This is a genomic window from Microbulbifer sp. NBRC 101763 (genome assembly GCF_040371615.1).
GTDB lineage: Bacteria > Pseudomonadota > Gammaproteobacteria > Pseudomonadales > Cellvibrionaceae > Microbulbifer > Microbulbifer variabilis.
This window is the reverse complement of the sequence record NZ_BAABQV010000006.1, coordinates 447,660-469,849: the sequence shown is the minus strand read 5'-3', so window position 1 is coordinate 469,849 and position 22,190 is coordinate 447,660. Positions and strand designations below refer to the sequence as shown.

The 22,190-nt window shown below is 51.1% G+C and carries 19 protein-coding genes; 9 read left to right on the top strand and 10 right to left on the bottom strand.

Annotation, left to right across the window (positions count from 1 at the left end; all coding sequences use genetic code 11):
- Nucleotides 1-4: 4 nt before the first annotated feature.
- The 3 genes from ABWV76_RS17265 to ABWV76_RS17255 all read right to left on the bottom strand — a co-directional run bounded on the left by ABWV76_RS17265 (nucleotide 5) and on the right by ABWV76_RS17255 (nucleotide 3,439).
- Nucleotides 5-193 (bottom strand): DUF3012 domain-containing protein, encoded by a 189-nt coding sequence (locus tag ABWV76_RS17265; RefSeq protein WP_020413170.1) that lies wholly within the window; start codon nucleotides 191-193, stop codon nucleotides 5-7.
- A 104-nt stretch (nucleotides 194-297) separates the two neighbouring features.
- Nucleotides 298-1,674, bottom strand: coding sequence for a cysteine--tRNA ligase (gene cysS, locus ABWV76_RS17260; protein ID WP_353376743.1), 1,377 nt, complete (start codon nucleotides 1,672-1,674; stop codon nucleotides 298-300).
- Nucleotides 1,675-1,765: 91 nt separating this feature from the next.
- Nucleotides 1,766-3,439 (bottom strand): glutamine--tRNA ligase/YqeY domain fusion protein, encoded by a 1,674-nt coding sequence (locus ABWV76_RS17255; RefSeq protein WP_020413172.1) that lies wholly within the window; start codon nucleotides 3,437-3,439, stop codon nucleotides 1,766-1,768.
- 208 nt (nucleotides 3,440-3,647) lie between these two features.
- Here ABWV76_RS17255 and ABWV76_RS17250 point away from each other — a divergent pair, with 208 nt between their 5' ends.
- Both ABWV76_RS17250 and ABWV76_RS17245 read left to right on the top strand, forming a co-directional pair.
- Nucleotides 3,648-4,157 (top strand): peptidylprolyl isomerase, encoded by a 510-nt coding sequence (locus ABWV76_RS17250; RefSeq protein WP_282953141.1) that lies wholly within the window; start codon nucleotides 3,648-3,650, stop codon nucleotides 4,155-4,157.
- A gap of 35 nt (nucleotides 4,158-4,192) precedes the next feature.
- Nucleotides 4,193-4,918 carry a UDP-2,3-diacylglucosamine diphosphatase gene (locus tag ABWV76_RS17245; protein WP_353376742.1) on the top strand — a complete coding sequence of 242 codons (726 nt, stop codon included), beginning with the start codon at nucleotides 4,193-4,195 and terminating at the stop codon, nucleotides 4,916-4,918.
- On the opposite strand, the gene ABWV76_RS17240 is transcribed toward ABWV76_RS17245, so the two are convergent.
- The 3 genes from ABWV76_RS17240 to ABWV76_RS17230 form a co-directional block, all read right to left on the bottom strand.
- Nucleotides 4,919-5,845: an NAD-dependent epimerase/dehydratase family protein gene (locus ABWV76_RS17240; protein WP_353376741.1), complete on the bottom strand. Its 927-nt coding sequence runs from the start codon at nucleotides 5,843-5,845 to the stop codon at nucleotides 4,919-4,921.
- Entirely contained in the window at nucleotides 5,842-6,672 is an 831-nt protein-coding gene (locus tag ABWV76_RS17235) for a glycosyltransferase (RefSeq protein WP_040628812.1), read from the bottom strand. The genes ABWV76_RS17240 and ABWV76_RS17235 overlap by 4 nt, the downstream gene beginning before the upstream one ends.
- Nucleotides 6,673-6,735: 63 nt before the next feature.
- Nucleotides 6,736-8,037 carry a condensation domain-containing protein gene (locus ABWV76_RS17230; protein WP_353376740.1) on the bottom strand — a complete coding sequence of 434 codons (1,302 nt, stop codon included), beginning with the start codon at nucleotides 8,035-8,037 and terminating at the stop codon, nucleotides 6,736-6,738.
- Nucleotides 8,038-8,405: 368 nt separating this feature from the next.
- Here ABWV76_RS17230 and ABWV76_RS17225 point away from each other — a divergent pair, with 368 nt between their 5' ends.
- Nucleotides 8,406-9,557, top strand: a complete 1,152-nt coding sequence (locus ABWV76_RS17225) for a saccharopine dehydrogenase family protein (protein ID WP_353376739.1) — start codon at nucleotides 8,406-8,408, stop codon at nucleotides 9,555-9,557.
- A 95-nt stretch (nucleotides 9,558-9,652) separates the two neighbouring features.
- Here the strand turns inward: ABWV76_RS17225 and ABWV76_RS17220 are convergent, their stop codons facing one another.
- On the bottom strand, nucleotides 9,653-10,945 hold the full coding sequence (locus tag ABWV76_RS17220) for a condensation domain-containing protein (RefSeq protein ID WP_353376738.1): 1,293 nt from the start codon (nucleotides 10,943-10,945) through the stop codon (nucleotides 9,653-9,655).
- Nucleotides 10,946-11,295: 350 nt separating this feature from the next.
- On the opposite strand from ABWV76_RS17220, the gene ABWV76_RS17215 reads away from it, so the two are divergent.
- The 4 genes from ABWV76_RS17215 (at nucleotide 11,296) to adiC (ending at nucleotide 18,625) form a co-directional block, all read left to right on the top strand.
- Nucleotides 11,296-12,975 carry an FMN-binding glutamate synthase family protein gene (locus ABWV76_RS17215; protein WP_353376737.1) on the top strand — a complete coding sequence of 560 codons (1,680 nt, stop codon included), beginning with the start codon at nucleotides 11,296-11,298 and terminating at the stop codon, nucleotides 12,973-12,975.
- Nucleotides 12,976-13,013: 38 nt separating this feature from the next.
- On the top strand, nucleotides 13,014-14,726 hold the full coding sequence (locus tag ABWV76_RS17210; RefSeq protein WP_353376736.1) for a thiamine pyrophosphate-dependent enzyme: 1,713 nt from the start codon (nucleotides 13,014-13,016) through the stop codon (nucleotides 14,724-14,726).
- Between the two features lie 90 nt (nucleotides 14,727-14,816).
- Nucleotides 14,817-17,123, top strand: a complete 2,307-nt coding sequence (locus ABWV76_RS17205; protein WP_020413182.1) for an Orn/Lys/Arg family decarboxylase — start codon at nucleotides 14,817-14,819, stop codon at nucleotides 17,121-17,123.
- Entirely contained in the window at nucleotides 17,120-18,625 is a 1,506-nt protein-coding gene (adiC, locus tag ABWV76_RS17200) for an arginine/agmatine antiporter (protein WP_353376762.1), read from the top strand. The genes ABWV76_RS17205 and adiC overlap by 4 nt, the downstream gene beginning before the upstream one ends.
- 1 nt (nucleotide 18,626) lies before the next feature.
- Here adiC and ABWV76_RS17195 read toward each other — a convergent pair whose 3' ends face one another.
- Nucleotides 18,627-19,088 carry a YpsA SLOG family protein gene (locus ABWV76_RS17195; protein WP_353376735.1) on the bottom strand — a complete coding sequence of 154 codons (462 nt, stop codon included), beginning with the start codon at nucleotides 19,086-19,088 and terminating at the stop codon, nucleotides 18,627-18,629.
- Between the two features lie 1,102 nt (nucleotides 19,089-20,190).
- Here ABWV76_RS17195 and ABWV76_RS17190 point away from each other — a divergent pair.
- On the top strand, nucleotides 20,191-20,646 hold the full coding sequence (locus ABWV76_RS17190; protein WP_353376734.1) for a DUF2269 family protein: 456 nt from the start codon (nucleotides 20,191-20,193) through the stop codon (nucleotides 20,644-20,646).
- 1 nt (nucleotide 20,647) lies between these two features.
- Here ABWV76_RS17190 and ABWV76_RS17185 read toward each other — a convergent pair whose 3' ends face one another.
- On the bottom strand, nucleotides 20,648-21,109 hold the full coding sequence (locus ABWV76_RS17185; RefSeq protein WP_020413186.1) for a DUF3429 domain-containing protein: 462 nt from the start codon (nucleotides 21,107-21,109) through the stop codon (nucleotides 20,648-20,650).
- 77 nt (nucleotides 21,110-21,186) lie between these two features.
- Here ABWV76_RS17185 and ABWV76_RS17180 point away from each other — a divergent pair, with 77 nt between their 5' ends.
- On the top strand, nucleotides 21,187-21,447 hold the full coding sequence (locus ABWV76_RS17180; RefSeq protein ID WP_020413187.1) for a DUF3081 family protein: 261 nt from the start codon (nucleotides 21,187-21,189) through the stop codon (nucleotides 21,445-21,447).
- Nucleotides 21,448-21,450: 3 nt separating this feature from the next.
- Here the strand turns inward: ABWV76_RS17180 and ABWV76_RS17175 are convergent, their stop codons facing one another.
- Complete coding sequence (locus ABWV76_RS17175) at nucleotides 21,451-22,068, bottom strand: MiaE family protein (RefSeq protein WP_353376732.1); 618 nt, start codon at nucleotides 22,066-22,068, stop codon at nucleotides 21,451-21,453.
- Nucleotides 22,069-22,190: the final 122 nt, after the last annotated feature.

Sequence of the window (22,190 nt, the reverse complement as noted above, 5' to 3'; positions counted from 1 at the left end):
CCGCTTATTCCTCTTCCGGCTTTTGGTTGAAGACACAGTACTTGGTGTAGTCGCCCGCATCATTCATGGTCCACTGTCCCTTAGGCACACTGTCCATTTTTTTACACCAAGCATCGGAGCCACGCTTGGGTTCACAAGCTGTCAGGGTTACCACTGCAACAATAGAGATGATCAAGACAAATACTTTTTTCATAGTTTGCTTCTACAAATGAAATTCGGATGTTACCCAAACCCCAATTACCTATTTGAAATGAGGGCGGGAAAGAGCTTGAGTGTTCCTATTGATTAAGAGGCACCTTACTCTCGGCGCCACTTGGTACCTTCTCGACTATCCTCTAGTACTACACCCTTAGATTTTAACTCCTCCCGAATCTCATCGGCACGGGCAAAGTCTCGATTTTTCTTACTCTGTACACGCTCTTCAATCAGCGCTTCAATTTCCTCAGCAGAAACAGACTCCTCTCCACCACGGGCCTGCTTGAACCAGGCTTCCGGGTCCTGCTGCAAAATACCGAGCATTTCACCGGCAGCCAGCAGTAAACCTTTTAAGCGCGCTTTGTCAGCATCTTCAGCCTTGTTCAGGTCACGGGCGATCTGATGCAGTTCACTGATGGCGATGGGCGTATTCAGATCATCTTCCAGCGCCTTGATAAAGGCGCTGCCACCCAAATCTGCAGTTCCAGCCTCAACGGCTTCGGTTTCACGCAGGGCACCGTAGAGGGTGTCCAAGGTTCGCCAAGCTTGATCGAGTAAGTCAGCACTGAAGTTCAGTTCAGAGCGATAATGAGCGGACAGCAACGCAAAACGCAGAACTTCACCGGGGTACAATTCAAGCAAATCTTTAACCATGCGGAAGTTGCCCAAAGACTTGGACATTTTCTCGCCGTCGATATTGACGTAGCCGTTGTGCATCCAGTAGCGCACAAAGTCGACACCATTGGCGCAGCAGCTTTGGGCGCGCTCGTTTTCATGGTGAGGGAAAGTCAGGTCGCGACCACCGCCATGGATATCGATGGTATCACCCAGATGCTTCTTGATCATGGCCGAGCACTCCAGGTGCCAACCCGGACGACCACGCCCCCAGGGGCTGTCCCAACCGGGCTCTTCATCTGAGGAAGGCTTCCACAGTACGAAGTCACCGGCGTATTTTTTGTAAGGTGCCACTTCCACACGCGCACCGGCGAGCATATCGTCAAGGGAGCGCTTGGAAAGCTGGCCGTATTCCTGCATGGACTCCACTGCGAACAGCACATGCCCCTCTGCAGCGTAGGCATGGCCTTTCTCCAGCAGGCTTTCGATCATCGCGATCATTTCCGGCAAGTGCTGGGTGGCGTAGGGTACAATATCCGGCTCCAGGTTATTGAGCGCGGCCATATCCTCGTAGTAAGCCTGGGCATAGCGCGCCGACAGCACGCCGATTTCCTCGCCATTATCCCGCGCGGTTTTCATGATTTTGTCGTCAATATCGGTGATATTGCGCGCGTAAATCACATCGCTGAAGTTTCTTTTCAGCACCCGGTACAGGGTGTCGAACACCACCACAGGGCGGGCATTGCCAATATGCACACGGTTGTACACGGTGGGGCCACACACATACATGCGCACCTGATCTTCCACCAATGGTACGAAGGGTTCTTTCTTCCCGGAAAACGTGTTGTAGACCTGTAGAGACATCTTTTCTCTCGAATTCTTTTTGCTGCCTGGGGCGGGCCGCTCACTGACCCACCCAACGAAACTGCCGTTTAGACAGTTACGGGTTTTGCTACTACTTGCTTTGTTCTTTCGCCCAGCTGTCGCGCAGGCCAATGGTACGGTTAAATACCGGTGCTTCCGCACTGCCATATTTGCTGTCGCGACAGAAATAGCCGTTGCGCTCGAACTGGTAGCCCTGCTCCGGCTCCGCCTTGGCCAGGCCGATCTCTGCCTTACAGCCTTTTAGGATTTGCAGGTTGTCCGGGTTTACGCAGTCGAGGAAATTCTTACCGCCGGCATCCGGCGATGCATCATTGAACAGGCGATCGTAGAGACGCACTTCGCAACCGACATTGTTATCGGCAGATACCCAGTGAATAACGCCCTTTGGCTTAACACCGTCGGCCGGGTCTTTACCCAAGGTATCGAGATCAACTGAGCAGATCACCTCAACAATTTCACCGGCATCATTCTTCACGACTTCTTCGGCAAAGATCACATAGGCGTTACGCAAACGTACCTTTTTGCCCAACACCAGGCGCTTGTACTTCTTGTTGGCCTCTTCGCGGAAGTCGTCTTTCTCGATATAGAGGGTGCGCCCAAACGGAAGCTCACGAGCCGGCAGGTCATCGCGTACCGGGTGGCCGGGTGCTGACAGCATCTCTTCCTGGCCTTCTGGGTAATTCTTCAGAGTGATCTTCAGTGGTTCCATCACACACATAGCGCGGGGGGCATTTTTGTCCAGGTCGTCGCGAATGCTGTATTCCAACATGCTCACATCTACGACGGAATCAGAGCGGGTTACGCCGATCATCTCGCAGAAATTACGGATTGAAGCTGGCGTAAAGCCGCGACGGCGCATACCGGAAAGTGTCGGCATACGGGGATCATCCCAGCCGTCTACATGCCCTTCGTCTACCAGCTGCTTGAGTTTGCGCTTGGATACCACCGTGTAGTTGAGGTGCAGGCGTGCAAATTCATACTGGCGCGGGCGTGAAGGCACCGGCAGATTCTCGATCAACCAGTCGTATAGCGGCTTGTGATCTTCAAACTCCAGGGTACAGATAGAGTGACTGATGCCCTCAATCGCATCACATTGGCCGTGGGCAAAATCGTAGCTGGGATAAATGCACCACTTGTCACCGGTCTGGTGGTGGGCCATTTTCTTTATACGATAAATGATCGGGTCGCGCAGATTAATATTGGGCGCTGCCATATCGATCTTGGCGCGCAGGCTGCACTGGCCCTCTTCCATTTCACCATTGCGCATCTTTTCAAACAGCGCCAAATTATCTTCCACAGAGCGATCGCGGTAGGGACTATTTTTACCCGGCTCCTTGAGCGTGCCACGGTAGTGGCGAGCCTCTTCAGCAGACAAGTCACAGACATAGGCCTTGCCTTCTTTAATCAGGTGCAGGGCCCATTCATATAATTGGTCAAAATTATCCGAAGAGTATTTAGCTTTACCGTTCCATTCGAAGCCCAGCCAGGAAACATCGCGCTTGATTGCGTCGACAAACTCTTCCTCTTCCTTGGCAGGGTTAGTGTCGTCAAAGCGTAGATTACAGGTACCGCCAAACTCCTGTGCCAGACCAAAATTCAAACAAATAGATTTGGCGTGGCCAATGTGCAGATAGCCGTTCGGCTCAGGTGGAAAGCGGGTTGCCACTTGAGTCACCCGACCCTCGGCCAGGTCTTCGCGGATAAGGTTCTGTAAAAAGTGAGCGGGCTTGCTCTCGGATGTCATAGGTTTCTCGTTACAGCTGTGCGAATGTAAACGGCCGATTATAGCCTAGTTGGGCCACAGAATATCGAATTTGAAAAGGCTGCTACCAATCAATTGGTTGGCGGCGTTCACTTTTTAGGCAATCGGCACCGATCTGCTATCGCAGCATTTTACAGCTACGGACTACAAGGTATCATGCCGCCCCAAATCAACCCTTATAGGACACTTTATGATCACCCTGCACACTACCCACGGAGATATCTCTATCGAACTGGATTTCGACAAGGCCCCAAAGACTGCTGCCAACTTCCTGCAGTACTGTCGTGATGACTTTTATACTGGGACCATTTTCCACCGGGTGATCGACAACTTCATGATCCAAGGCGGCGGTATGACCCCCGAAATGGAGCAGAAGGAAACCCGCGAGTCCATCGAGAACGAAGCCGACAACGGCTTAAAAAATGATACTGGCACCCTGGCCATGGCACGCACTATGGATCCACATTCCGCCAGTTCACAGTTCTTTATTAATGTTAAAGACAATGATTTCCTGAATTTCCGCAGCAAAGATGCACAGGGCTGGGGCTACTGCGTTTTCGGCAAGGTGACCGATGGTATGGACGTTGTAAACAAGATCAAGAGCGTGAAAACCGGCAGCAAAGGCTTCCATCAGGATGTACCCATGGAAACCATTGAGATCACTGGTGTCAGCATTTCTGACGACTACGCCGGCAAGTAATTTCTCGGGTCCATTCAGACTCTAAGGCGGGGACATTGTCTACTTATTTAATTTCTGATTTGCACCTCGACGAGGGACGCCCAGATATTACCAGGGCTTTCTTTGATTTCCTGCGCGGTCCAGCCGCCGGTGCCGAAGCACTGTATATTCTCGGCGACTTCTTCGAGGCCTGGATTGGCGATGACGACGATGCCCCGCTGATTGATGAGGTTGTCCGGGAACTCAGCCACTACACTGATACCGGTGTAGAATTGTACTTGATGCACGGCAACCGCGATTTCCTGCTAGGTACTGATTTCGCCCAGCGTGTTGGTGCAGTGCTTTTACAAGACCCTACCGCTCTCTCCCTTGCCGGCCACCGGGCTCTACTGATGCATGGCGATAGCCTGTGCACTTTAGACGAGGAATATATGGCGTTTCGCCGCCAGGCCCGCGACAGTAACTGGCAGCAGGCGCTGCTGGCCAAGCCTCTTGAAGAGCGTCGTGCTATTGCCGCACAGATCCGCGCCGCCTCCAAGGCGATGAACAGCCGCAAAGCGGAAGACATCATGGACGTAACTCCTGAGGAGGTGGAAAGGGTAATGCGCGAGCACAATGTGGACACCCTGATCCACGGCCATACTCACAGGCCCGGGCGCCACAGCCTTGACGTTGACGGAACTCCGGCAGAGCGCATCGTACTTGGGGACTGGGACCGCAATGGCTGGTGCTTGAAAGCGGGCAAGGACTCGCTGGAGTTGATCCACTGGCCTATAGGCTGATCAGCACTGCTTGAGGCTATGCTCTTCCCGCACGGCCTCAACCAGCTCCCGCAGGCTCTCCCACAAGCGCTTCTCTCCCCCGAAGCGAAATCCCTTGCATCTTAAATAGGCACAATCCAACACTGCCGGCTCCATCCCCTGTGCTGCTGATGGCAGTGGCCCACGCGCGCCCGAAATCGACTGGATAATTTCCGCCACTTCGCGATTGCTTATTATTCGGTCGCTGCAGTTTATCGCATGGCCGCGAGCATCTTTCGCCTCCAGTAATAATTCCACTGCCCTGGCTACGTCTGTGCCGTGCACCTCGGTGGCATTCCTTCCCTGGGAATAGCGCTTCTCTCTGATAATCGCACAAGCAATGTCATACCACTTACTGCGCACTAACGGATTTACCACACCGTAAACACCAGTCAGGCGCAAGGACACCGCGTGCCAATTTCTTTGCCCGGCCCAAGCAGATACCATAGCCTCTACAGCAGACTTATATGCCCCATAGAAAGTTTCCGGCTGGGTTGCACCATCCTCGCATAGGTCGCCACGTAACTGTCCTGTGGCATAGACTGCACGACTGGAAAGAAATATGAATTTTTTTACCCCGGCATCGTGGGCCATCTGCATCAATGCCAGAGTGCGATTCAAATTCGACTCCAGGAAGCCGGTAAGGTTGCCCCCCTCCCCACCACGATATCGCCCCGGCAAATGCTCGAAAGCCCCATGGACCACCGCATCGAGCCCTTTGACAAACCCGGAAAGTACCTGATCGCTCGACATAGTACCGCAGGTCCATTCAAGCCTGCTGTCACCGCCGAAAATCTCAGATTTCCATAAGGAGCGTGACAATCCTCTCACCTGGCACTCTCTCCGCAGGAAATGCCTGACAATAAATTGCCCCACATATCCACTAGCGCCGGTGATACCAATTCTCACGAGATTCCTCCATTAGGCTGAAGCTGTTGCGCACGACTCAATTGATCCAATTGACCGCTGATATCCCGCCCCTCATAAACCGCCCACCACAAATCAATCAGTGGTTTGAGCTGCTTAGCTTTAGGGTGTGCTTGTTGCCAAGGCTTCTCGTACTGGTAGTGAATCACATGGATACTGCTCCACTGCCATAGTTGTGGCAGATTCAGGTACAAATACTGCAGGGCATTGTAGATGTAAGGCAGTCCATGCCATCTGGAAAAGAAAGTCTCAAGAAAGGTTTGATCTGTGCGCCGCCAAAAAACACCGGGGCGATCCAGCTCTGCCAACATTCTCTGATAGGTTGCCTCACTCGGTACGGCAGTGAATGAACCTGAGTTCATTCGGTGGAAGCCATCCAACCCCTCATAGAGGTTGGGGGCCGCGCAAAACTCCGGGAATGTCATCAGGTGGTCGATATTACGCAACAACAAAATATCTGCATCGAGAAAAAAAACTTTTTCGTACTCAGTCAACCCCCACAGTGCCAGCTTGCAGAAATTATTCAAGGGATTATGAAATTCGGGCTTTTTCCCTTTATTAAAAGGAGCGCGCCTATGTAAGGCCTCACGTCCATGCCGAAGGGTAAATTCATCAGAAAGTGAAGGAGGGCGCACCTCCCGTACAATACAGCCCGCCTGCTCAAGAGGGCGACTGTCACAACTGCCAGCAACCACCATGCATACCAGGGGATGAATACTGCCAACCCGATCCAGGGAGCGCTTCAAAGCAGTGGCGCCGATTACATAATCTGGACTGTTTACAAGGGTAACAAAGGCACATCGTGACATAGCAACAACTGTCAAAACTTGAGGCAGTACGACTATTACCAGTACAGCTTGGGCACAAGCCAATTAAAGTGGGGGCATCCTATCCCCATCTCCACAGATCACACGGGCATGCCAACGATCCACGAAGCTTTCCATTTGCTCTTGGGTGAAGCAATTAACATTGTAGATAAAACTGGAGCGCAACCGTCCGCCATAGGCAGCCATAGACAGGTATATGCCATAAGGTGTCAGGCGTGTCGGTAGAGGTATTGTACGTATTTTTAAGTCATCGCTGAGATATACCCAGTCTGAATTCTCACCGGTATAAACACCGGTAAAACCCTCCTGATGCTCTTCTGCCTGCAGGAAGGTAATCAGATAGGCACGGGAAGCATTCAGGCTATGACCCAAAGAACCATGGGGACCAATAGAGTCGGCGGCATATACTGTACGAACCGCACGCTTTATTTCCAGGGAAAGCCGACTCAGTTTTTCATTCCAGGATTCATCTCTACGCACTCTCAAGCATGCATAGCGACACATTGGACCGAACACCTCTCTGTGTTCTCTTTTGAGGCGCAGGGATAAGTTCGTATTCATCCAGAAATCAAAATGCAGGAATTCACAAAGTGTCTGCTGGTAAGCGGCACATAAATAAGTAAAAAGGCTGACATTTGCCGAATTCGCCTGCTCCTTAATTCGGACTAAGTCCTCCCCTTCAATCAAGTCACACACATCATCACAACTAAGCGAGACAATCTCCTGATGAGATGCCCGCTCAACGGCTTCTTGTTCCTCGCTAAGCATATTTAGCCAGTAGTAGCGCGCCTTCTGCCCCCGTTCGGAATCCAGATAGGCCTCCTCAAAATTGATGTAGTCGGCAAAATCCGTATCTTCCACTCTGGGATTAAACCCTTTTCCAGCAGCAAGGCTTAAGTAATTTTTCAGAGACTCTGCCCAAAGAAGCGACAAGCTAATTCCATCCGTAATGATATGGTGGCTTTTGGTCAGGAAAATATATTCGTCTTCACCTGTACGGAACAGACTAAGCCCCAGTAACTGGTCTGCATTGAGATCCATCGGAGAGCTGCTGAATTGGCGTAAAAAACTGGTTATATGTGTTTCGCTCATATGGCGAATGTCTAAATAATCCAGTTCTATGTTTTTAAAGCTGCGAGTGGGGGATGAATCATATCGACAGCGAAAGATAGGGTAGGAATTAGCAACTCCTGGAATTGCCTTCTCGAACAGCTCAATATCGACGTCCCCTTTCACATACATCGCACGTGTAATCAGGTCCGCTAATGATTTGCGATGGTTCAAATCGTAGATGCGCTGCTCAGTTATCGAAAGCGGCACACTGAATGAGGAACTCCAGCCAGCCACGGTACTCTCCTGGCCTGTTCTTGTTTCGGAGCAACCAGCTGGCCCTTGGACGGCAATCCGGACGCCCAGTACATTGATGACCGCTCACAAACATCTACACCTGAGCGATACAAAGCGATGGATCTGTCGTATAAGGCACCGTTGTCAATTGTCACTATGCGAGATTTTCCAATTGACTGCATACTGATACTTCCAGCGAAAGTATGAGTTAAGGATATACAAATCCCGCAAACTTACCGCTTGTATACCCCCGCCAGAAAATCGCACTGGCGGAAAAACAACCCCCCAGACGCATCAAGATCTACTTGATTTACAATGCTGGCCCATTGCATGATTCTTGTAGACCTCAAGGTAGGAGTTCGATCCAAGTGATCAACAACCTAAACAAACGTGTATTGATACTTGGCGGCTACGGCAATTTTGGCGAGCGTATTGCGCAAATGCTGAAATCCGAACCCAATATCCAACTGATTATTGCCGGGCGCAACAAGGGATTGGCAGACCGCTGTGCAGAGCAACTTGGCGGTCTTGCCGAGGGATTGCGCCTTGAGCGGGATTCCATCAACCTGGCTGCACAACTGAGGGCATTGCACTTGGATCTGCTGATCCACTGCGCCGGACCATTCCAAAAGGAAGTTGATTATCGGGTTGCCAAAGCCTGCATCGAATCCCACACACCTTATATCGACATCTCCGATGGGCGCCGTTTTGTATGTGACTTTCATCGGCTCTCGCCCGCTGCAGAAGCCGCAGGCATTGCCATGGTTTCCGGTGCCAGCAGCCTACCCGGGCTGAGTTCTGCGGCACTGATGGAAATCGGTCAGGAATTGCCGGTGATCCACTCTCTAGAGATTGCCATTGCACCGGCACATCGAATTGACCGGGGTCTGGCTACGGTATACGCGGGTTTCGAATCCCTGGGGCACAGTTTTCCGCAGCTTCAGGAAGGTCACTGGCGTGAATCCTTTGCCGGGAAGCACCTGCGCCCGATAACCCTGGCGCACCCGGTGGGAAAGCGTTGGCTGTGTGATTTCGATGTGCCCGACTTGGAGCTTTGCCCCAAGCATCTTCCCGGGCTGCGCAGTGCACGTTTTGCAACAGGGCTCCAGCCGCTTACTTTGCAGGTGGGCCTTTCCGCCTGCGCCAGGTTGGCTCGTATTCATCTGCCGGCCACCAGCGCACGCCTGGCTCAATTGGGTCACAAGCTGGCACCCCGTTGGCCCGGCGGCACGCCCCATGGTGGAATGATTGTTCGTGCAAAAGGTGAAAACCAACATGGAGAAACTGCTACGCGACAATGGCAGGTTCTCGGTCTAAATGGTGACGGCCCCTGGATTCCGGCTGCACCGGCAGCAGCATTGGCACGGAAATTCCTCGCAGGCAATGGGCCCTCGCCCGGCGCCCAGGCCTGCTGGCAACTTCTCACCCTTGATGAAATCTTGGTGGAACTGAATGATTATTCCATAGTCACTGCAATGGAAACACATTCCCGGGAACGAATGCCTGCAATTGCCCTTTAAAAATATCCCCCCTGGAATTGAGGAACTGCCACTAGACATCGTACTAGGTACATTGACTCCAGAGGCAGTCCTTATAAATTTCTTGAGTACATTAACTACCCATGCAGCAAAAGATAGCGCCATCGCTCAAATAAACTCTCAATTTTCTCGCGGTTAAAGCAATTAACATTGTAAACGAAGTTGGCGCGCAGCATTTCCCCGTAACAGGCAAGAGAAAGATAAATCCCATAGGGCGTAATTCGTGCAGGCAAATTAATAGTACGAATTTTTATGTTTTCATTTAGGCGGACCCACTTAGAAACATCACCAGTATAGATTTCCTGAAAATCTTCTTGATCCCTTGCTACGTTGAAAAAATTGATTAAGTAACAAAAATGAGCCGAGAGGTTATTGCCCACACTACCATGAGGACCAATAGAGTCGGCAACATAAGCCGTCCGTATTGCATGATGGATTTCTCTGGATAGCCGAGCTAACTTCACCTCCCAGGTTTCCTCCCTCCGAACCAGTAGGTTGCCCAGCCGAAACATTGGCCCGAGCACTCTCCTATGCTCACGCTTTATCCGCAGGGACAGACTTGTATTAAGCCAGAAATGGTTATCTAGCTTTTCAATCAGGACCTGTTGAAAACTAGAGCACAAATATGCGAAAAGACTAACTCCTGCAGCATCTGCCCGAGCACGAATTTGGGTAAGAAGATGAGCCTTTATATCGCTGCTCAGCACGTCGCAACAAAGAGAAACCATTTTTCCGCTGGACGCCTTCTCTATTGCATCGTTTTCATTTGCTAGCTTGTCCCGCCAGCTATGTAGAGCTCTTTCACCGCGCCTGGAGAGAACGTATCTATTTTCAAATCTGATATAGTCAGCAAAATTGACGGAGTCGGGTGATGGCTGGTAGCTTTTCCCCTCCTCGAGCTGCCGATACTCAGTCAGTATTTCTGACCAAAGTAATGACAAACTAATACCATCAGCAATAATATGGTGGCATTTTGCCAAAAAAATATATTCGTTCTCTCCTGTACGCAGCAGACTAAGGTTTAATAATTGGTCGGTATCCAATGTCATTGGGGCATTACTGTATTGCCGCAAGAAGCTCTCTCTTTGAGAAATATTCAATTCGCGGATATCAATAGAATCCACTTCAAAATTTTCAAAAAAACGCGTCACAGGCTCTTTGGTATACCTACAAAGAAAAACTGGGTGCCGATTCACGGTTCGCCGAATAGCGTCCTTAAACAACCCGGTATTGATGGGCCCCTCTATGCACATAGCTCGTGCAATCATATCTGCCAAAGCCCTACGGCGATGAAGATTGTAAATGCTCCTCTCGGTAATCGACAGAGGCACATTTTGATAACTTTCCCAATCCGGCATCTTTTGCTCCATTAAAGGACTCCACCGCACCTCATTTTTGTCTATTTAATCAGAAATATACTGCCAAAATTGGCCACAGCCAGGCTTAGATGTACCCCCTGAAAAAGTACAAGTTGTCCGATCGCTATTCACTAAAAAATTACCGCCAGTGGAAGCTAGCTTTTTATGGATCACACAGGACACCTATTGTGATAAATCCGCCAAATTGTTTTTACTCTTAAGCCCATCATTAACTTTATACTGGCAACCGCTCTCTTAACTGCCTGTTTAACGTTTGATAGCTCGGGATAGCGGCAAAATACCCCAAGATGATCTAGGTTCAGTATCAGAACTCCCTGTAAAGATACCGAGCCGCACCCCCTATGATCATCATTAGTACTTGGCGTGCTTATGCCAGTAGAAACGGAATTAAGCGCGCAATTATTCCGCTGACGGGCCTGGTGCTCACACCTATTTTTCTGGTGCTCACCTTTTCCAGAAGCGCTTGGTGGTTAATCCCGCTGGCAGCGAGCCTGTTCCTGGTATTTCTGGGTCTTTACGACATATTCCAACGCCAGTGGACCCTTACCCGCAATTTTCCAGTGGCCGCCCGTATTCGCTGGATGTTCATGAACCTCCGTCCCTACTTTCGCGCCTACATAGTGGAGGGCGATGAGGAAGGCAGGCCGTTTAGCTATGAGGCCAGGCGATTAGTAAACGCCCGCGCCGAGGGAACATCTGATATGCACCCCTTCGGCACAGAGCAAGATGTCTATTCCGGCGAGCAGATGTGGCTGACGCACTCTATTACACCAGCAAAAAAAGCGGATATGAGTGTCCGACTAAAAGTGGGTACTGAGCAGTGCTCTAAGCCCTATTCCGCATCCCTACTCAACATTTCTGCCATGAGCTTCGGAGCCTTATCCGCCGCAGCGATTGAAGCTCTGAACAAAGGCGCTGCAATCGGTGGCTTCTATCACGACACAGGTGAAGGCGGCATAAGTCCTTACCACAGAAAACATGGCGGTGACCTGGTATGGGAGCTGGGTTCCGGCTATTTTGGCGCGCGCAAGGATGATGGCAGTTTCGACCCCGACCTGTTTCGCGAGGCTTGCAATGACCAGGTCAAGATGACCGAAATCAAATTAAGCCAGGGCGCCAAACCCGGCCATGGCGGAGTCCTACCCGGTGCAAAAGTCACCCAGGAAATCGCTACCACCCGCAAGGTAAAACCAGGGGTCGACTGTGTTTCACCACGCGCACACTCAATGTTTTCCACCCCCATTGAAATGCTGGAATTTGCAGAGCAGATGCGCACCCTCTCTGGTGGCAAGCCAGTGGGCATCAAACTTTGTGTCGGACATATCTATGAAGTCATGGCCATTATGAAAGCCATGCATGAAACAGGAATATTGCTGGACTTTATCGTGGTGGATGGCTCCGAAGGCGGGACCGGAGCAGCCCCACTGGAACTCTCCAACCGAGTGGGCATGCCCCTAATTGAAGGGCTGATCGTAATGCGCAATGCTCTGGTGGGCGCCGGGCTACGCGACAAAATACGTTTGGCTGCCAGCGGCAAAGTCTATTCCGCCTCAGGGTTGGCTGAGTGCCTGGCAGTTGGCGCCGACTGGTGCAATGCAGCACGTCCTTTCATGTTTTCCATCGGTTGTATCCAGTCTCTACGCTGTAACACAGATACCTGCCCGACCGGTGTCACCACCCAGGATCCCAAGCGACAACGCGGACTGGTGGTAGATGTGCAGAGCAAGCGCGCAGCAGCATTCCAAGCAAAAACCCTGGAAGCTCTCGGGGATATTGTTGCTGCCGCCGGGCTGACAGATCCTCGAGACCTGCAACCCTATCACCTATATCACAATATCAATGCGGTCGAGACCCTGCCCATTCATCACATCTGGCACTTTATCGAGGAAAACTCCCTGATTGATGCACCTGAGGAAACCCCTTACGGGCGCTGGTGGCTAGCCGCCCAAGCGAATTCTTTCCAACCTGCATTTAAGTTGGAGCACGGTCTGGACAGAGGCATCCGGCGTATTTCGGAATAAGCAACTCTATTACCACACCCTTTTTTGTGGAGATTAAAATGAAAACCGTTTCGGAGGTTGTCGTCGACACCCTGGTAAAAGCCGGGGCCAAGCGCTGCTATGGAATCGTCGGCGATACCATCAATCATTTCACCTCAGCCGTACGCACCTCAGATCTCGAGTGGATACATGTACGCCACGAGGAGGTCGGTGCCTTCGCCGCCGGAGGTGAGTCTTACCTGAGTGGTGAACTAAGCATTTGTGCAGGCACCGCAGGCCCCGGCAGCCTGCACTTTATTAACGGTATTTTTGAAAGCCACAGAAATGGCGCGCCTGTACTGCTGGTCGCCTCCTGTATCGACCGTGCCGAACAGGGGCTTGGCTTCCCACAAGATGTGGACCAGAGAAAAATCTACGAGCAGTGTTCAGTTTTTTGTGAGGTACTGGCAGACCCAAACCAGGCCCGTCGTATTTTCAGCCAGGCAGCACAGGCCGCCCTCAATCACCGTGGCGTGGCAGTCGTGGTAGTCAGTGGCGATATGTTTAAAACCAAAGTGAAAGATTCGGTCCCCTGGTCTGTCCACCGTCCCCAATGGCTGACGCGCCCCACCGATCAAGAGCTGGATGCCCTGGCAGAGAAAATTAACCAAGCTGGTAATATTGTTATTTATGGTGGCATTGGATGCCGCAACGCCCATGATGCAGTGGTAAATCTCGGTCAACACCTGGCCGCTCCGATAGTACACACCACAAAATCCAAGGAATTCCTGGAACACGATAACCCTTGTAATGTGGGTATGAATGGCATCCTCGGTAATCCCGCAGGCTATCGCGCAATTCAAACCTGTGATTTATTACTTTGCCTCGGGAACGATTTTGCCTACACCCAGTTTTACCCAGAGAAAGCCACCATTATCCAAGTGGATATCGAGCCAGCTCATCTCGGCCGACGCACTCCGGTTGATATGGGGCTGGTTGGCGACGTAAATACAACCATTGAAGCTCTGTTGCCAAAATTAAAAGCGCGTAAGCAAAGTAAATTCCTTGATGACCTACGTGCGCGCTACCAAAAAGACCTCGAGCAAATGCAAGAGCGCGGTCATGAACCTGACCCCAAACTGATCCACCCCCAGTTTGTAGCGCAGACACTCGATAAGCTGGCTGACGAGGACACCGTATTTACCGCAGATGGTGGCTCTCCCATGGTATGGCTGCTGCGCCAGCTGCGCGCCAACGGAAAGCGGTCATTCCTAACCAGCCTATCCCACGGCACCATGGCCAATGCATACCCACAGGGACTGGGCATGGCTAAAGCCTATCCCGGGCGCCAGGTAATCGCCATGTGTGGTGACGGCGGTATGACCATGTTGATGGGAGACCTGCTAACCCTGGTCCAGGAAAAGATACCGCTCAAGCTTCTGGTATTTAATAACCACTCGCTGGGCTTTGTAGAAATGGAGCAGCGAATCGAAGGGATACTGGACAGTTTCACCGGTCTGAAAAATCCCGACTTCGGTCGTATGGCAGAAGTGATCGGCCTTACAGGAGAAAAAGTCGAAGAGGCGGGAGAACTTGAGGGCGCTATGAAGCGCTGGCTGGCAGTAGAGGGCCCTGCGCTGCTCGACGTAACCGTAAACCGGCTGGAATTGGTGATGCCGCCAGAAGTCACTGCCCAGCAGGTATCCTCAACTGCCCTGTTTGGGCTTAAGGCCATTCTCAATGGACGCGCCGATGAAGTGGTCGACTTGTTAAAAGATAACTTCCTGAAGTAGGCCGGCGTTATCACACAACTCTATCTGTGGGAGAAAATTATATTTTTCACCCTCCGCCGTTTTGGGTAGGCGCCTAAGGGACAGGAAGTGATGCACAAACTTGGAGAAAAGGTCCCCAACTCTCTGCTGGCACTTCTCGCCAGTGGAGAAATCGCCAGCAACAGCGCTCCTGGGCGCGCAGCGGCACGTCTTGAGGAGGAGCTGGCTCTTCGTCGCATTGACTTAATCACCACTGTCTCCAGTGACGATGCCAGCGCCATGCTGCGAGCCAATCCCGCAATCCAGTGTCTGCTATTGAACTGGGAACTTCCTGGTGACGGCGACTACCCCGCCCTGCACGTGTTGGAGCAGTTGCGTGCGCGCAATCTGCAATTGCCTGTCTTTTTACTCGCCGACCGCGAGACAGTTGGCAATATGCCGCGCCGCGCACTGGAACTGGCCAACGATTTCATCTGGATGCTGGAGGACACTCCCACCTTTATCAGCGGGCGTATCCAAGGGGCCATAGAGCGCTATCGCCAGGCGGTATTGCCGCCCATGTTTTCTGCCCTCACTCATTTTGCCCGCGTGCATGAATATTCCTGGCATACACCGGGGCATACCGGCGGCACCGCTTTTTTAAAATCCCCCGCCGGCCGCGCTTTTTACGATTTCTTCGGCGAAAATATGCTGCGCTCCGACCTGTCTATCTCGGTAACCGAGTTAGGATCACTGCTTGATCACACAGGGCCTATCGCTGCAGGGGAACACTACGCAGCGCAGGTTTTTGGTGCAGACCGCACCTACTATGTCACCAACGGTTCCTCCACTTCCAACCGGGTGATAGTGATGGCTTCCGTTACCCGCGGGCAATTGGCGCTGTGCGATCGCAATTGCCACAAATCGGTAGAACATGCGATCACCATGTCTGGCGCCGTACCGGCCTACCTGGTGCCACTGCGCAATCATTACGGCCTGATTGGTCCAATACCGCCTGAGCAACTGACCAAGGGAGCGGTAGACCAGGCCATCCAAGAGAACCCACTCTCCAAAATGGCGGATGGCCAGCGGGCAGTGCATGCGGTGATTACCAATTCCACTTATGACGGCCTCTGCTATAACGTGCGTAGGGTGGAAGAACTGCTGGGGGAATCGGTAGACCGCCTGCATTTTGATGAGGCCTGGTACGCATATGCGCGGTTCAATCCTATATACCGGAATCGATTCGCCATGTACGACAGCGACGACCCAGAGCCCAACCTGAAACCCACCAAATTCGCCACCCAGTCCACGCACAAATTACTCGCCGCGCTTTCCCAGGCTTCCATGATACATATTCGCGATGGGCGCAGTCCCATCGAGCACGGACGCTTTAACGAGGCATTTATGCTGCACGCCTCTACATCTCCGCTCTATTCCATCATGGCCTCCAACGACGTCAGTGCCGCCATGATGGATGGTCCTGGCGGCACCGCCTTAACTGGTGAATCCATTGCCGAAGCCGTGGCCTTTCGCCAGGTACTGGCACGTCTAAAAAGGGAGTATGAGGACAAAGGCGAGTGGTTTTTTGATGGCTGGCAACCGGATCGGGTAACCGATCCCAGTAGCGGACACAATTATGCATTTCACGCAGCTCCCGCTGAATTGCTGTGTAAGGAAGCAGCTTGCTGGCTGCTAGATCCCGGTGAGTCCTGGCACGGGTTCGGCAACCTGGAAAAAAACTATTGCATGCTAGACCCCATCAAAGTCTCTATCACCACCCCCGGCATGCAGCGCAATGGAGAGCTGGATAAATGGGGCATACCAGCCAGTATCATTAGTAAATATCTTGATAATCTTGGAATAATCGTCGAGAAAACTACAGACTTCACCATTCTGTTTTTGTTTTCCATTGGCATCACCAAAGGCAAGTGGGGCACTTTAGTTAACGCCCTACTCGCATTTAAGCGGGATTACGACGCCAATCACCCCATCAGCCAATGCTTGCCAAATCTACTTAAAAAGCATCCAACCTATGGCGATATTGGCCTGCGCGACCTGGCCGACAAAATGTTCGCCGGCATGAAAAAGCTGCGTAGCACCGCAACAATGTCAGCAGGTTTTTCCGCCCTACCCGGTGCAGACTGCAGCCCCGTTCAGGCTTACGAGGCTTTGGTACGTGGGGATGTGGAGATGCTGCCACTGAACCAGCTGGCTGGGCGCACTGCGGCAACCGGTGTAACCCCCTACCCTCCCGGCATTCCGCTACTGATGCCGGGTGAGAACTTTGGCACTGCAGATAGCCCCGCTCTGAAATATTTGCAGGTACTGGAGTCCTTCGATCGCGAATTTCCCGGTTTTAGCCATGACAATCACGGCGTGGAAGTTCGCAATGGGCGCTATCATATCTATGCCCTGAGGCCGGAGGTGCAGCCATAGCCCAGCTCCCCAGCGAAGTAAGTAAGATCAGCCTGCTACCAGCCACACTCATGGTGGCAGGCAATATGATGGGCTCCGGGGTTTTTATGCTACCTGCCAATTTGGCCGTAGTGGGCAGCATATCCCTGATAGGCTGGCTGGTAACTGTTGTCGGCGCTGTAGCCCTGGCATTGGTTTTTGCACGCCTCGCCGCGTTAGATCCAGCCGCTGGCGGCCCGTATGCATATGCACGCAAAGCCTTCGGTGACTATATCGGTTACCAGACCAACCTGGTTTACTGGTTGGCCAACGTAATTGGCAATGTCGCCCTGATTACTGCTGGGTTAGGTTACATCACGCACTTCTTTCCCCCACTCAAAGATCCTCTTACGTTCGCCCTGGCCCAAGTAGCACTAATCTGGCTACTTACCTATGCCAATATCCTGGGGCCACGCACTGTAGGACGCATCCAATCCCTGACCACTAGCCTGGTACTAATCCCTATCCTGGGCACGGCCATATTTGGCTGGTTCTGGTTCGATAGCCAGACTTTTAGCTCAAGCTGGAACGTATCCGGCAAAAGTGATATCAGCGCAGTAATGACTACCCTCACCTTTACCCTATGGGCCTTTATCGGTGTTGAAACAGCTTCTGTATCTGCTGCTGTTGTTAAAAATCCTACTCGAAATGTACCTATCGCAACCGTAGGTGGCGTTCTGATTGCATCAGTGGCTTATGTGCTGAGTTCATCGGTCATTATGGGAATGGTCCCCAATAAAGAACTGCTGGCTTCCTCAGCCCCATTTGCCGACGCTGCCCGTCTGGCACTCGGTAACACCGCCGCGAATATAGTTGCGATATGTGCAGCCATCGGCTGTATCGGTTCTCTAGGCGGTTGGATTCTACTTGTGGGGCAGTCAGCTAAAGCCGCATCCGACGATGGGCTGTTTGCCAGTATTTTTGCCAGAACCAACAATAAGGGGGTGCCCTCCGCGGGCCTTACTCTTGTCGCAATACTGATGTCACTACTGGTACTCGCTACTATCTCGCCCAGCGCCAGCCAGCAGTTTGGCAAGATCGCTTCGGTAGCGGTAATAATGACGCTATTGCCCTATATCTATTCTGCAGTGGCGCTCAAGATACTCGCATACGGCAAAATGCCACATCATGAATACAGTATTTTCACCGTTATCTTGCTTATAGCTGCAGTTTATTGCCTGATCGCACTGGTTGGATCAAACGCACAACAAACACGCTGGTCTTTAATTTTTGTCATCACCACCGTCATTTTTTATGCACTGATATTAAATCGTCGCCGAAGCGTGGAAGAAAAGCATTTGCTGCCTGGCGGTCCCGAACCCGCCTGGGTACATTACTTCACTTTGACTGTCACCATCGGTGTACTATGTATTTTCTTCTGGATATCGGTCGGGCAATATAAAAATTTGGATCTGCGCCTGCGGGCACCACAACCCATCGAGCGACTGATTCATTCAGACCATAAAACAAGAGAAAGTACTTAGGTCAGTAAAAAACCCGTTGAATTATGTCTGCTGTCTTATCAGCTAACCCAGGTGAAATAGACTCCCTGTTACCAGCAATGTTAAGAACTTTCGGCCTCACAGAATTTATAAAATCGCGGATTTCAACAATGCAATTTCGCCATGGATTCACCAAAATACAGGGCTTACCCAATTTCTGGCAGTAATATAGAGTAAGGGCAGTTCCATCACTACTAGGCATTGTCGCAAGGATCAGAGTTGCATCAGAGTTTTTAACATTCTCCTCGGTGCGCTCCTCATAGTTTGCCGAATGACTTTCTACCAACCCATAAGATTTCAACATCTCTGGCCTGGCACCTTCCTCAGTCAAATAACCCAGTGGTGCGCAGCCTCCAGTAGGAATCCCTACACGTTTGGCGCCTATCAACCCACCAACATCTGCTCCGGTTTGCCCCCCACTGATAATTTTCTTTGGCCAAAACATAAATTGAACCTCCTCTCATATTCAGGAGCCAACAAACAACCACCGACATTTATAGCCATCTAATCGGTTACAAGTAAGGCGCAGCTTCGTATGAAATCCACACCCCTCAAAAGGAGTAAGAAATCACTCTCGGAGGGCTAATTCATACGCTAAGTATTACTCTACCGTTACTCGCTGCCATCGCTACTCGACATAGCTACTCGACATAACTACTCATTGGAGAGACCGTTATTGAGTTTTCAAATTCAATGGCTTCTAGTAAATTCACATTCTTCGTATTTACAAAAGCTATATATGTAGGAGTAGATGGACCAGACGTGTAACGATATAGAATAGTACCTTTCGGGAGAGATCCGACAGCTTCAGGTGTTTCTTACAGCCTCAGTGACTCTGTGAGCTTCATGGGATCATTTAGAAGCTCATGCCCTTCCATAACACGCCTAAAACAAAACCAATCGCAACAAACACTACTACAAACAGTAAACGAAATATCACTCTGCCTCCCTATAATCATAACCCTGCCACCAGGGTGCGACTTGATTTTCATACAACTTGCAGGAAACTAAATACGCGACGAATGCTAAAAGCATAGGAAAAAATAGTTCAATCACATGATTGTGCCTGGCATCAGGCGGGCGACGGTGACACCCCACCTAGCCCGATCATGTACGTCGCTCAAAATATACCCAGAGATAGAGAAAACCTACCATTTTACCAATGGGAAAATTAAGCAGGCAAAAAACAGATTTCTACCTGGCTATATTTGTATACAAGCAGTTTTTAAGGATAGATCGGGCCCCACTCAGGGTTATTAACAATCACAACCTTTATTGGCGGTTTCCGCATAGGTGAAATATAGCAGTATTAGATCGTCCTACAGGCTATAAAAAAGCCTGTGATATTGCTTATGTAAGAGACTTAATTTCACCGCCTAGAATCCATAATAGAAAAGGTGAACCGCTAAATAACCCCGCCAAGCAGATCTGAAAAACCACAAAGATATTGTGAAACTATTCAGAAGTTACTAATTTCAGATCTACCTCCCCGTTGAAATCTTTATCGGCACCCCCTACGTTAGGCGAGCATTACGCTAGGCAAACTCATGAACTACTATCTGATACTAAAAACTCTGCATATCCTCTGTGCGATTATCATCCTGGGTACTGGTACCGGCATTGCCTGGTATACCTTTCGCGGCTGGCTATCCGGAGACTCACAGGTCCTCCGCTGGGTAAGCCGGGAAACTGTAGCCGCCGACTGGATATTTACCGGTAGTGCTGTACTGGGACTATTGGGCAGCGCTATTGGTATGCTGACAATCCATCCAGTCTGGATGCAGCAAGCTTGGTTGCAAGTTGCTACGGGGCTCACTGCAGTTATGTTCCTGCTGTGGTTACCAGTGGTGTACTTGCAGTATCAGTTACGCGCTCATACAGACAGTGGGTCATGCAAGAGGAAAACCGGTAAAATTATGCGCATCTGGTGTTTGCTTGGGGCTACCGCATTTCCAATAACGGTAGCTATTGTCTACCTAATGGTGGCCAAGCCCGCATTGTAATCTACTGCGCCCAAATCATAATCAAGTGGCACCCAATCACCAGCCAGGTCACCCTGCTGCGGGTGCGAAAATACTGTTCGCGCCCGGGTAGATTTGGATTCAGCCGCGCCTCCATCCAGGCAACAAAAGCAAAGCCGATAGCCAGAACAGGAAGCCCCCAAGAAGTTTGGTATAGCAACATCCCTACCCACCCAAATAGAGCTACCAGGTTGCTGAGTAACACCAGGGCAATTCGGTGAGGATGGCCAGGGCGATTCAGTGCTCCTCCCCACCAAATACCGCAGAGGAAGCTGAGAATAACCACGCTATATGCGGAAAAAAACAGGCGCCCATCAATACCCAGCAGTGAAATTTCCAGCGACTGCAGCAATATGCCTATGACAAAGGGAGCAAGCCCCAAATATGCCAGGGCATCAAACAGGCGGGTATCCACTACAGGTTGTTGATAGCCATGACTATCCATGTTGTCTAAGCTTCCTGTTCAGTCCGGCAAGAAACCTCCAATTAGAACAACTAGTTTAGTGGCACGAGATCAAGCTTATGGAAGAAGAACACAAAGTCGACGTCAAACAGGCACTGCGGGTCTTCGATCGGGCCACCAAAGAAGGGCAAAAGGAGGCCGATGGCTGGCATTTCCAAGGGCTGACGATGAGCACCGACTTTGACGGTTATACGGTTTTTATCAATTCACCCAAGGTAAAACTAACCGTCTTTTTCCATAACAAATATTCGGTAGACTATGAAAACAGCAGAGATCTTGGGGAGTTTCTTAAATTAATCGCCAGCCTCGATAATAACTGAGAGTCAGTGCTCCGGCACTCCGCTGTGAAAGCGGAATTCACCATCGCTACTTTGGACCAAATCCCTCTCCACTTCCAACAGGGCCTGCACCCGGTGCTCGATATCTTCACCCGCGGCCTTCTTGGCAAGGTGCAGATAGTCACGGAAATGGCGGGCCTCAGACTTCAACAGAGACAGATAAAACTTCTGTAGCTCTTCATCCAGGAAAGGGGCAATCTTGGCAAAGCGCTCGCAGGAGCGCGCCTCAATAATCGCACCACAAATCAAAGTATCGACCAAACGATCCGGTTCAGTAGTGCGCACTTCCGCGCGCAGACTCGCCGCATAGCGGGAAGCGCTTACATGGGGATAGGCAATGCCACGCTTTTCCATGATGGCCAGCACCTGCTCGAAATGGCGCAACTCTTCGCGAGCCAAGCGCGACATTTTGTTCAGCAACTCAAAGTCATTCAGGTAGCGGAACATCAAGTTGAGCGCAGTGCCCGCCGCTTTCTTTTCACAGTTCGCATGGTCAACCAACATCATTTCAGGCTCGGCCAGCGCCGCTTCAATCCAGGCATCCGGGGTTGAGCACAGCAGGAATTCATGGATAGGGGAAAGGTCGGGGACTTGGGCACTCATAAGATAGATATTTCAACTGGAGTAAATCACTTGGCGCGGGATTATAGCGGCCTGCTCAAAGAAACGCAGGCTTATCCGCTAAGTCACCTTTGACTCCCCCTACTATTGACCACAACCGACAC

What these genes read in the sequence shown, in the direction of transcription:
- ABWV76_RS17185 (WP_020413186.1), bottom strand. Translation starts at nt 21,109, where the DNA reads ATGGATAGTCATGGCTATCAACAACCTGTAGTGGATACCCGCCTGTTT.
- ABWV76_RS17220 (WP_353376738.1), bottom strand. Translation starts at nt 10,945, where the DNA reads ATGGAGCAAAAGATGCCGGATTGGGAAAGTTATCAAAATGTGCCTCTG.
- ABWV76_RS17255 (WP_020413172.1), bottom strand. Translation starts at nt 3,439, where the DNA reads ATGACATCCGAGAGCAAGCCCGCTCACTTTTTACAGAACCTTATCCGC.
- ABWV76_RS17195 (WP_353376735.1), bottom strand. Translation starts at nt 19,088, where the DNA reads ATGTTTTGGCCAAAGAAAATTATCAGTGGGGGGCAAACCGGAGCAGAT.
- cysS (WP_353376743.1), bottom strand. Translation starts at nt 1,674, where the DNA reads ATGTCTCTACAGGTCTACAACACGTTTTCCGGGAAGAAAGAACCCTTC.
- ABWV76_RS17190 (WP_353376734.1), top strand. Translation starts at nt 20,191, where the DNA reads ATGAACTACTATCTGATACTAAAAACTCTGCATATCCTCTGTGCGATT.
- ABWV76_RS17265 (WP_020413170.1), bottom strand. Translation starts at nt 193, where the DNA reads ATGAAAAAAGTATTTGTCTTGATCATCTCTATTGTTGCAGTGGTAACC.
- ABWV76_RS17205 (WP_020413182.1), top strand. Translation starts at nt 14,817, where the DNA reads ATGCACAAACTTGGAGAAAAGGTCCCCAACTCTCTGCTGGCACTTCTC.
- ABWV76_RS17235 (WP_040628812.1), bottom strand. Translation starts at nt 6,672, where the DNA reads ATGTCACGATGTGCCTTTGTTACCCTTGTAAACAGTCCAGATTATGTA.
- ABWV76_RS17175 (WP_353376732.1), bottom strand. Translation starts at nt 22,068, where the DNA reads ATGAGTGCCCAAGTCCCCGACCTTTCCCCTATCCATGAATTCCTGCTG.
- ABWV76_RS17180 (WP_020413187.1), top strand. Translation starts at nt 21,187, where the DNA reads ATGGAAGAAGAACACAAAGTCGACGTCAAACAGGCACTGCGGGTCTTC.
- ABWV76_RS17210 (WP_353376736.1), top strand. Translation starts at nt 13,014, where the DNA reads ATGAAAACCGTTTCGGAGGTTGTCGTCGACACCCTGGTAAAAGCCGGG.
- ABWV76_RS17215 (WP_353376737.1), top strand. Translation starts at nt 11,296, where the DNA reads ATGATCATCATTAGTACTTGGCGTGCTTATGCCAGTAGAAACGGAATT.
- ABWV76_RS17250 (WP_282953141.1), top strand. Translation starts at nt 3,648, where the DNA reads ATGATCACCCTGCACACTACCCACGGAGATATCTCTATCGAACTGGAT.